The organism is Anoxybacillus suryakundensis (genome assembly GCF_001418025.1).
GTDB lineage: Bacteria > Bacillota > Bacilli > Bacillales > Anoxybacillaceae > Anoxybacillus > Anoxybacillus tengchongensis.
Window position 1 is genome coordinate 1 of sequence record NZ_LIOK01000032.1, and the last position, 9,619, is coordinate 9,619.

Annotated in this window: 13 protein-coding genes and 2 pseudogenes; 11 read left to right on the plus strand and 4 right to left on the minus strand. The window is 38.8% G+C overall.

Going from position 1 to position 9,619, the window contains the following annotated elements; genetic code table 11:
* Both ASC42_RS13265 and ASC42_RS13270 read left to right on the plus strand, forming a co-directional pair.
* Positions 1-203: ATP-binding protein (locus ASC42_RS13265; protein ID WP_167338081.1), on the plus strand; the 203-nt coding region annotated here is incomplete at its 5' end.
* Between the two features lie 133 nt (positions 204-336).
* Positions 337-654 (plus strand): annotated as a pseudogene (locus tag ASC42_RS13270) (divergent PAP2 family protein); the annotation flags it as partial.
* Here ASC42_RS13270 and ASC42_RS13275 read toward each other — a convergent pair.
* Both ASC42_RS13275 and ASC42_RS13280 read right to left on the minus strand, forming a co-directional pair.
* A complete protein-coding gene (locus tag ASC42_RS13275) occupies positions 649-1,545 on the minus strand; it encodes a DMT family transporter (RefSeq protein ID WP_055442088.1) in 897 nt (298 codons plus the stop codon). The pseudogene ASC42_RS13270 and the gene ASC42_RS13275 sit on opposite strands and share 6 nt — an antisense overlap.
* A 60-nt stretch (positions 1,546-1,605) precedes the next feature.
* Entirely contained in the window at positions 1,606-2,289 is a 684-nt protein-coding gene (locus ASC42_RS13280) for a queuosine precursor transporter (protein ID WP_032099530.1), read from the minus strand.
* Between the two features lie 118 nt (positions 2,290-2,407).
* Between ASC42_RS13280 and ASC42_RS13285 the strand changes: the two genes are divergently transcribed.
* Positions 2,408-3,058: a ribonuclease H family protein gene (locus ASC42_RS13285; protein ID WP_082435738.1), complete on the plus strand. Its 651-nt coding sequence runs from the start codon at positions 2,408-2,410 to the stop codon at positions 3,056-3,058.
* Positions 3,055-3,243, plus strand: coding sequence for a zinc-finger domain-containing protein (locus tag ASC42_RS13290; RefSeq protein ID WP_055442090.1), 189 nt, complete (start codon positions 3,055-3,057; stop codon positions 3,241-3,243). Before ASC42_RS13285 ends, ASC42_RS13290 begins: the two co-directional genes overlap by 4 nt.
* A 33-nt stretch (positions 3,244-3,276) precedes the next feature.
* Here ASC42_RS13290 and ASC42_RS13295 read toward each other — a convergent pair whose 3' ends face one another.
* Positions 3,277-3,555 carry a DUF2564 family protein gene (locus tag ASC42_RS13295; protein WP_055442091.1) on the minus strand — a complete coding sequence of 93 codons (279 nt, stop codon included), beginning with the start codon at positions 3,553-3,555 and terminating at the stop codon, positions 3,277-3,279.
* 111 nt (positions 3,556-3,666) lie between these two features.
* Positions 3,667-3,867, minus strand: a complete 201-nt coding sequence (gene cspD / locus ASC42_RS13300) for a cold-shock protein CspD (protein WP_003398931.1) — start codon at positions 3,865-3,867, stop codon at positions 3,667-3,669.
* A 248-nt stretch (positions 3,868-4,115) separates the two neighbouring features.
* On the opposite strand from cspD, the gene ASC42_RS13305 reads away from it, so the two are divergent.
* The 7 genes and pseudogenes from ASC42_RS13305 to ASC42_RS13335 form a co-directional block, all read left to right on the plus strand.
* Entirely contained in the window at positions 4,116-4,364 is a 249-nt protein-coding gene (locus ASC42_RS13305; RefSeq protein WP_055442092.1) for a hypothetical protein, read from the plus strand.
* 126 nt (positions 4,365-4,490) lie between these two features.
* On the plus strand, positions 4,491-4,892 hold the full coding sequence (locus ASC42_RS13310; protein ID WP_055442098.1) for a secondary thiamine-phosphate synthase enzyme YjbQ: 402 nt from the start codon (positions 4,491-4,493) through the stop codon (positions 4,890-4,892).
* Positions 4,889-5,440 carry a glycerol-3-phosphate responsive antiterminator gene (locus ASC42_RS13315; protein ID WP_055442093.1) on the plus strand — a complete coding sequence of 184 codons (552 nt, stop codon included), beginning with the start codon at positions 4,889-4,891 and terminating at the stop codon, positions 5,438-5,440. Before ASC42_RS13310 ends, ASC42_RS13315 begins: the two co-directional genes overlap by 4 nt.
* A 134-nt stretch (positions 5,441-5,574) precedes the next feature.
* Positions 5,575-7,059, plus strand: coding sequence for a glycerol kinase GlpK (gene glpK, locus ASC42_RS13320; protein WP_055442094.1), 1,485 nt, complete (start codon positions 5,575-5,577; stop codon positions 7,057-7,059).
* A 354-nt stretch (positions 7,060-7,413) separates the two neighbouring features.
* Positions 7,414-8,166 carry a DeoR/GlpR family DNA-binding transcription regulator gene (locus ASC42_RS13325; protein WP_055442095.1) on the plus strand — a complete coding sequence of 251 codons (753 nt, stop codon included), beginning with the start codon at positions 7,414-7,416 and terminating at the stop codon, positions 8,164-8,166.
* The gene (gene pfkB, locus ASC42_RS13330) at positions 8,163-9,086 is read left to right on the plus strand and encodes a 1-phosphofructokinase (protein ID WP_055442096.1); all 924 of its coding nucleotides are present in this window, start codon (positions 8,163-8,165) and stop codon (positions 9,084-9,086) included. The genes ASC42_RS13325 and pfkB overlap by 4 nt, the downstream gene beginning before the upstream one ends.
* Positions 9,083-9,526, plus strand: a pseudogene (locus ASC42_RS13335) (PTS sugar transporter subunit IIA); the annotation flags it as partial. The gene pfkB and the pseudogene ASC42_RS13335, both read left to right, overlap by 4 nt.
* Positions 9,527-9,619 lie beyond the last annotated feature (93 nt).

Here is a 9,619-nt window from a genome sequence, read left to right on the forward strand (position 1 = left end):
TCTTTTCCAATCGCTATGAACGTGCAAGTGTCATCATTACAACAAATCTTGAATTTGTAGAATGGACGAACATTTTTGGGGATGAAAAGATGACAGCAGCGTTGCTTGATCGGCTCACTCACCGTTCGCACATTCTTCTTCTAAACGGAGAATCTTATCGATTCCGTCAAAGTATGAAACAGAGGGAAAATGGGGAGTGGTAGCCAGGTGCGCGAAGCGTTTGGATGAGTTGCCCCTAGGGGCAACTCATCCAAACACCCACCTTCTCCCATTTATGGGAACTCTGATTCTAAAAGTGGCTCACTTTTGAAGTGATCGCTCTGGCTCAATTTATTATTGACAAAAACAGTTGCTTTAAAACGGGGAGTGCATAGTATAGACTTTGCTCTTGCTTCTATTTTTGGTTTAATCGTTATGTACGATGCTCAAGGTGTGCGTCATCAAGCAGGAGAGCTAGCTATTCGTGTGAACGAATTAACTGAAGAGATTGAGCGGTTAAAAGGTGCTGAAGATGATGGAAAGCTGGATCGAAAAGAAGAATTGTTGCGGGAACGGCTTGGTCATCAACCAATTGAAGTCATTGGTGGGGCGTTTCTCGGTATCGTCACAGGGGGATTATCTTATGTAATAAGTAGATGGAAGCGCTCGCTATGAAAGGCGAGCGCTCTTCTTTCTTTGCCATATATGTTGAGGAAGTTCAGATAATACCATCCCTAATAAAATGAGCCCAGCTCCAAATAAAGCTGCTTGTTGAAGGCGTTCATCATTCCATATATATGCAGTTAAAGCGGCAAAAACAGGTTCGAGAGCAAAAATTAAAGCAACACGCGTTGGAGATGTATATTGTTGAAAATGCGTTTGAATAAAGAAAGCAATCGTTGTTGCGAACAGTGCGGTAATGAGTAGAGCCATCCATACATCAAATTCAAAAAAAGTGGTGAGCGGAATAAGAGACCAGTCTTCAAGCCAATATGAACATATAAAACAAACGATAGATACGGTTTGAACTTGAACAGCAGTTAGTAGGATAGATGAAAATTTTGTTGCATATATGCTTGTTGACACGATATGTAGCGCAAAAGCAATGGCGCATAAAAACACAAACACATCGCCTTTGTTGATTGACATATCTCCGCTTGTGGTCAAAAGATATAGCCCGCATGTAGCCAATATACTTCCGACCACAGCGTTAAACGAAGGTTTATGTTTTAAAATGATAAATGAAAGGAGAGGAACGATAACAACATTTAATCCAGTAATGAATCCAGCTTTTGACGAAGTAGTATACAATAAGCCAATCGTTTGAAAGGCATATCCAAGACATAACCATATGCCAAGAATCAATCCAGCACGGACGAGTTGTCGATCTAGAGGCTTGCGCTCGAAGATAAATACCCAAATCCATAACAATACACTTGCGATCGCAAAACGTACGCCATTAAACATTAATGGAGGTAAAAAAGCAATGGCGTTTTGAACGACGACAAACGTAGCACCCCAAACGAATGCAACAAACAATAGACTAACGTCAGCTTTGTATTTCATTTGACTCTCCTTTGCAAAAAAATGTTGTATAAGACCGAAGTCTCATACAACATTTTACCATCATTCTGTATATTTTGGGGATATTTTTTTTGCAAAATATACAAACGGTGTATCCAACATCGCAACAATCCATTTCAGTACATACGTCGTGATAAAAATTTGTATCCAATCATGTAACGGAAATGCACCGAGAAAAGCAATGGATGTGAAAACGAGTGTATCGATCAATTGGCTAATCATTGTACTTCCGTTATTACGAATCCAAAGTTGAGAATCGCGCGGAAATTTCTTTTTAAACCAATGAAATAAGTAAACATCGAGCGATTGACTAATTAAAAAAGCAAGCAAGCTACCAAGCGCGATACGTGGCAATAAACCAAAAATCGTTTCTAACGCTGGTTGAGCAAAGTCGCTCGCATGCGGCTTAAACAATAAAGCGATTTGCATGACGATTGTGAGAGAAATAAGTGTAAAAAAGCCAAGCCATACCGCTTTTTGTGCTTCTTTCTTCCCATATTTTTCGCTTAAAATGTCTGTCACTAAAAAAGCGGTTCCGTACATGACGTTTCCAAGTGTAGCTGTCATACTAAGCAATTCAACCGTTTTGACGACTTGTAAATTAGCAACGACAGTAGAAAAGCCAATCCATACGAATAAACCTGAGCGACCAAAGAAACGATAAATGAGCAACACAAGTGAAAAAGTGACGATGGCAGAAATAAGACCGAGTATTTCGTTAAACATGGGATCCCTCCTCGTATGAAAATATAGAGACACAAACGATATTATACAACTGACATCATTTTTTGTCTAAGCTGTTATAATAAAATAAAAAGAAAAGGTGAGCGATATGAAGGTATTTATGGAGTGGACATATGTAACACCGAAAAAAAAGGAAACGGTATGGACATCAAAAGAAATGGAAGTATCAGAAGCTATCACTTTCGCAGAGGATATAGAAAAAACAGGTAGGGTGAAACAACTTTTATTTTATGATGCACGTGGTGTGGCGTGGACGAAGAAAGAGCTAATCAAGCTAATGAAAGAAATTGAAACAGAGCCACATGATGTAATTGCTTATTTTGATGGCGGTTTTGATCGTCAAACGAAAAAAGCAGGGATTGGGATCGTTATTTATTATAAACAAGACGGTGAACAATTTCGTATCCGCGCAAATGCGCAGTTAGATGAATTACAATCAAATAACGAAGCAGAGTATGCGGCATTTCATTTTTTACTTGAGCAACTTGAACATCTTGGCGTTCACCATTTACCCGTTGTGTTCCGCGGGGATGCGCATGTTGTATTGCATCAATTATCTAGTGATTGGCCTGTATTTTCGGACGAAGGAAGATGGGTGGAGCGAATTGAGCGAAAAATGAAGAGGCTTTGTATTTCTCCTATTTATGAACCGATTGGTAGAAAAGAAAATAGTGAAGCTGATCAGTTAGCAACGCAGGCGCTTCGAGGGACGATGATTAGAAGTACAATACAATTGGAGCGTAAACGATGAATCGAAAAGATGTGTTGCTTCGGTTAAATGAATTATTTGATACGTATTGCGAAGGTTGTTTTGTGAAGAGAACGTTTTGCAAAGAGTGCGGAAAATCGTATGCACAATCGTTTTGTATTCAAATGTGTACAGTAGGGGAAAAAATTCAACAATACGGTCAGTTGCTCGCGAAACAAAAAACGTAACAAGGTGCCCCAAGTATACGGGACACCCTGTTGCTACATATGATTCATCGTTTCAGTTAATTGATGGTGTGCATCTGCAAGTTCTTTTTCGCATTGCAAGAGAAAGGGATCTTGCGTGCTTGTTTTGGCACGCGTAATCGCTTCTTTTGCATTTTCAATCGCTTGTTTTGCATGAACAAAAGCGTGTTCATCTAAGCTCATCGTTGCTGCTGCAACCATCTTTTTCGCTGATTCAACTGCCAAATGTGCATTTTCAATTTTCGTAAATACGCTATCAGCCTGAAGATGTGGGTTCTTTGGATTTTGTGTCATCGTCATCCCTCCTCGCTTGTAGTATTTGTGTGAAAAGAGGAGAGTATGTAATAAAAAAGACCAGCATTTGCTGGTCTTTTCGTCGAGCTATATATGAATCATCTCAGACGATTATAATTTCACTACGTTTGCAGCTTGAGGGCCACGGTTTCCTTGAACGATTTCAAAAGAAACAGCTTGACCTTCTTCTAATGTTTTGTAACCTTCACCTTGGATTGCTGTGAAGTGTACGAATACATCGTCTCCGCCTTCTACTTCGATGAATCCGTAACCTTTTTCGTTGTTAAACCATTTTACTTTACCGTTTTGCATAATACTGAATCCTCCTAATACCTTTTAGCCAATAGGCTAATGAAAAAATTTTTCATATAACGGAATATACTCACAGCAACCACTCGGTGCAGGACATATATTCAGTTAGATGATAATTAGACTATACACGAATGATGAGGAAGAGTCAAGACAAAAAGGCGATTTTTTCAAAAAATTTTTTAAGAGAAGGATTTTTATCTTAAGTGCATAACATTAACAGTAAGGAGTATAGAAAGGAAGTGAGTGGCATGTATCGTGGTCAAATTCGTGGGAAAGAAGTGATCATTAAGTTAAGCAATCATGTACGGAAGCAAAAAGTTGATCAAGAAAAGCTATATCAAACGGTTTTGGCATTTAGTGAAGCAGCATTCGATCAACAGAAAGAACAATTTGGTATTGTAAGCAAACAAGGTTTAATTGTTGCCTCAGTTGAACAACACGATTTGCCTGTGATTTCGGTCGATTATATTATTCCGTCCCATCACGTATACGATTAAAGCCCAGAATGATCTGGGCTTTAACTGCGCTAGGAGCTGTTTAGTCATTCGGGAGTTTTTTATGGAAAAGAAATGTGAAAATATATATGATTGTAAATATATTAAGAATAAAGGTGGGAAAGTATGATGATGAAACAATGGACGATTCAGACAACGAGGCGAGATGAGTTTGTAGACATTACTTCACTTGTTCAATCCTTTATTACAGAGAGTGGTGTGCAAGAAGGGGTTGCCTTTATTTATTGTCCTCATACAACAGCAGGAATGACGATTAATGAAAATGCGGATCCAGATGTTAAGAGGGACATGATTCGCCGTTTTGATGAACTGTATCCTTGGCATCATTCGCTCGATCGGCATAGTGAAGGAAATACAGCAGCACATATGAAAGCAAGCACAGTCGGATCATCAGCGTATGTCATTGTCACAAAAGGTCAGTTGCTTCTCGGAACATGGCAAGGTATTTATTTTTGCGAATTCGATGGACCGCGAACACGCACATTTTATGTAAAGGTGATCGAAGGATGAACGGACAACGTATTTTACCAGCAGTGCGCTCAATGAAAGATTTTGACAAACTAATAAAAATGAATTATGAATATGGGGTGTTTTTAGACATTCATATCGGTATGTTGAAAAGTGTGTATACATATGCAAATGAGCATGGGAAAAAAATGTTTCTTCACGTTGATTTAATACAAGGGTTAAAAAGCGATGAATATGCAACAGAATTTTTATGCCAGCTCGTTAAACCATATGGATTGATCTCAACAAAAAGTAGTGTGATTATGAAAGCAAAACAAAAAGGCGTTGTTGCGATTCAACGCACATTTATTATTGATTCAAATGCCTTTGAGCGAAGCGTTCAGCTTGTAGAAAAAACAAATCCGGATTATATTGAAGTATTGCCTGGTGTTGTTCCAAAAGTCATTGCCCAACTTCACGAACGAACCGGAAAGAAAATTATTGCTGGAGGGTTAATCGAAAACGAAACCGAAGTTGAAGCAGCGCTTGCAGCAGGAGCTGTTGCGGTAACGACATCAAATGTCGAACTTTGGCGGTATTTTGCTCTGTAATAAATGTATTGACAGCGTTTTCGAAATTGATTAGTCTTATAGTAAGTTCATCATGTTAGTGACGGAGAAACGGAGACTCACACGCATTTTTATTGATTGCGCTGTGGGTCTTTTTTTGCAAGGGGGATAGGTATATGTACATTTTAGCTCTTGATCAAGGAACAACAAGTTCACGTGCCATTTTATTTAACAAAAAAGGGGAAATTGTTCATATTGCACAAAAAGAGTTTACACAATATTTCCCACAACCAGGCTGGGTAGAACATAATGCAAATGAAATTTGGGGATCTATTTTAGCCGTCATTGCAACGGTGTTGTCAGAAGCAGCTATTGAACCAAAACAAATTGCGGCCATTGGTATTACAAACCAACGAGAAACGACGGTAGTATGGGATAAACAAACAGGACAGCCAATTTATCATGCCATTGTATGGCAATCACGTCAAACCGCACAAATTTGCGAACAATTAAAGCGGGCTGGATATGATGATATATTTCGGAAAAAAACGGGTTTGTTGATTGACGCTTACTTTTCAGGAACGAAAGTGAAATGGATTTTAGATCATGTCGAAGGGGCACGTGAAAAGGCGGAACGCGGTGACTTATTGTTCGGGACGATTGATACGTGGCTTACTTGGAAATTATCTGGTGGAAAAGCGCATGTGACAGATTACTCTAACGCGTCAAGAACGTTAATGTTTAACATTTATGAACAAAGATGGGATGACGAACTACTTGATATTTTACATGTGCCAAAAACGATGTTGCCAGATGTTCGGCCATCTTCAGAAATTTACGCACATACGGCACCGTACCATTTCTTTGGTCAAGAAGTGCCGATTGCTGGAATTGCAGGAGATCAACAGGCGGCTTTGTTCGGGCAAGCATGCTTTGAAGAAGGAATGGCGAAAAACACATACGGAACAGGTTGCTTTATGTTAATGAATACAGGTGAAAAAGCAGTTCAGTCTACACACGGCTTATTAACGACAATTGCATGGGGAGTTGATGGAAAAGTTGAATATGCGCTAGAAGGAAGCATTTTCGTTGCTGGATCTGCTATTCAATGGTTACGTGACGGATTGCGGATGATTAAGGAAGCAAAAGATAGTGAGGCATATGCGACAAAAGTACAATCAACAGATGGGGTATATGTTGTGCCTGCGTTTGTAGGACTTGGAACACCATATTGGGACAGCGATGTACGAGGAGCGGTATTTGGCTTGACACGTGGTACAACAAAAGAACATTTCATTCGAGCGACACTCGAATCGCTCGCATACCAAACAAAAGATGTATTAAAAGCAATGGAAGCAGATGCGGGCATTACGTTAAAAACATTGCGTGTTGATGGTGGGGCAGTAAAAAATAACTTTCTAATGCAATTTCAAAGCGATATTCTTGGCGTACCAGTTGAGAGACCGGTTGTGAACGAAACAACTGCTCTCGGTGCTGCTTATTTGGCAGGACTTGCGGTTGGATATTGGGAAAGTAAAGAAGAGATTGCGAAACAATGGAACATTGACCGTGCTTTCGAACCGAAAATGAATACTGATGTTCAACAACGCCTGTATGATGGATGGAAAAAAGCAGTTCGCGTTGCACAAATATTTAAATAAAAACGAAATCGGTTGCCGATAAGGCAACTGATTTTTTATTAATAAAACTATGTTCTAAATAATCAAAAAAAAAAAAAAAACGATTGAACGACGTTGTTCTGGGACGCAATTTGATCCTCAATATGTCGAGCCATTTATCCAAATGATTGAAGAATATTATCCTGAGAAAATTGGAAATACAAATGAAACTGTCTCAATATGAGATGGTTTTTATTTTTCTGAAAAATGAACGTTTTTGAATGATATATAAAAAATAATGATTATTTTTGATTAAAATTGAATGAATTTGATTGATTTTTTACGTATACTTCGGTATGATAAAGATGTAAGCGATTTAAAAAAGGAGGTGTAAAGTTGTTAACACCGGAACGACATCGTATTATTTTGCAGTTGTTACAAGAAAAGGAAGTTGTAAAGTTACATGAATTGGTCGAAGTAACGCAATGCTCAGAATCGACGATTCGACGTGATTTAAGCCAGCTGGAAAAAGAAAAAAAATTGAAGCGTGTCCATGGCGGAGCAGCGTTATTACAACAAAAAAGAGAAGAGTTGAGCGTTTTTGAAAAATCGACCAAAAACATTCATGAAAAACAGCTCATTGGCGAGTATGCGGCCAGTCTTATTCAAGATGGAGATTGTATTTATTTAGATGCAGGAACGACAACATTCCAGATGATTCCTTATATCGAAGCAAAAAATATCGTGGTAGTCACTAATGGCATTATGCATATTGAGGCATTGTTAGAGAAAGACATCCAAACATATCTCGTTGGAGGATTCATTAAGAAAAAAACAAATGCGTTAATTGGTCGAGGAGCGATCCATTCCTTGCAGCAATATAGCTTTGATAAATGTTTTATTGGAGTAAATGGTGTTCACATTGATTTTGGGTATACAACTCCCGATCCCGAAGAAGCATTTATGAAACAAACAGCGATTCATTTATCACAACGAGCGTTTGTATTGGCAGATCACTCGAAACTAAATGAAAGCACATTTGCGAAAATTGCACCATTACAAGAAGCAACGATGATTACGGATGAAACAGATGAAGAATTGCTAGCAATGTATGAAGAAAAAACGACAGTAGAGGTTGTGAAATCATGATTTATACATGCACATTAAATCCTTCCGTCGATTATGTTGTTGAAGCACAACAGATCGAACTTAGAAAATTAAATCGGGCAACAAAAACGGCATATTTTCCAGGCGGGAAAGGGATTAATGTATCACGCGTATTGAAGCGACTACATGTTCATAATGTTGCGCTTGGTTTTATTGGTGGATTTACAGGTCAGTTTATTGCTGATGAATTGAAAAGAGAGCATATTTTAACAGATTTTATTGCTGTACCTGGACAAACGCGATTAAACATTAAGTTAAAAGGGGAAAAAGAAACAGAAATAAATGGCGAAGGACCTGTCATTAGCAATGAACATAAAGAAGCGATGATTGATAAAATTAAGCAACTAAAAAAAGGAGATATACTTGTTTTAGCAGGAAGCCTTCCGCCCTCGGTAGATGATACATTTTATGTCACTATGATAGAAGAAGCAAAAAAACGACGGGTTTCTGTTGTTGTTGATACGAGTGGTAATGCATTGAAACAAGCAATCGCATACGAACCATTTTTACTTAAACCCAACCAGACCGAGTTAGGGGAATTGTTCGGAACACATATTCATAGTCGACATCAAATCATCGAATATGGAAAAAAACTAATTGACAATGGCGTGCAACATGTCATCGTTTCCCTTGCAGGAGATGGAGCGATTTTGTTCCATAAAGACGTCATATTAATCGCTCAAGCACCGAAAGGAATAGTGAAAAATTCGGTTGGTGCCGGTGATTCAATGGTAGCTGGGTTTTTAGCTGCATATGTAAATGAAGCATCGCTTGAAGAAGCGTTTCGATATAGCGTTGCGGCGGGGAGTGCGACGGCGTTTTCTGAAGATTTATGTACAGAAGAAGAAGTTCATCGCTTACTAGGTGAAGTAAACATCACACGAATGGAGGATCGTGTATGAGAATAACAGATTTGTTGACAGAAGACACAATTATTCTTGACTTAAAAGCCCAAACAAAAAAAGAAGTGATCGAAGAATTAGCAAATGTTCTTGAAAAAACGGGGAAATTGCACGATCGTGAGACATTTATCGAAGCGATTTTTGCCCGTGAAGCGCAAAGTACGACAGGGATCGGTGAAGGAATTGCCATCCCTCATGCCAAAACAAAAGCGGTTCGCACGCCAGCTGTTGTTTTTGGTCGTTCGAAAGATGGAATTGATTACGACGCGTTAGACGGAAAACAAAGTCATTTATTTTTTATGATTGCCGCACCAGAAGGAGCCAATAATACACATTTAGAAGCTTTATCCCGATTATCCACATTATTAATGGACTCATCATTTCGATCGAAAATTGAAAACGCTTTAACAAAACAACAAGTGATTCAGGCGATTCAAGAGGGTAGCGTCAAAAAATCTATGAAAAGTCATCACGGGCTACCTTTTGAAGGGAAATAAAGGGGATGGTGGAATCGGATTCGCCCTTGACCAACA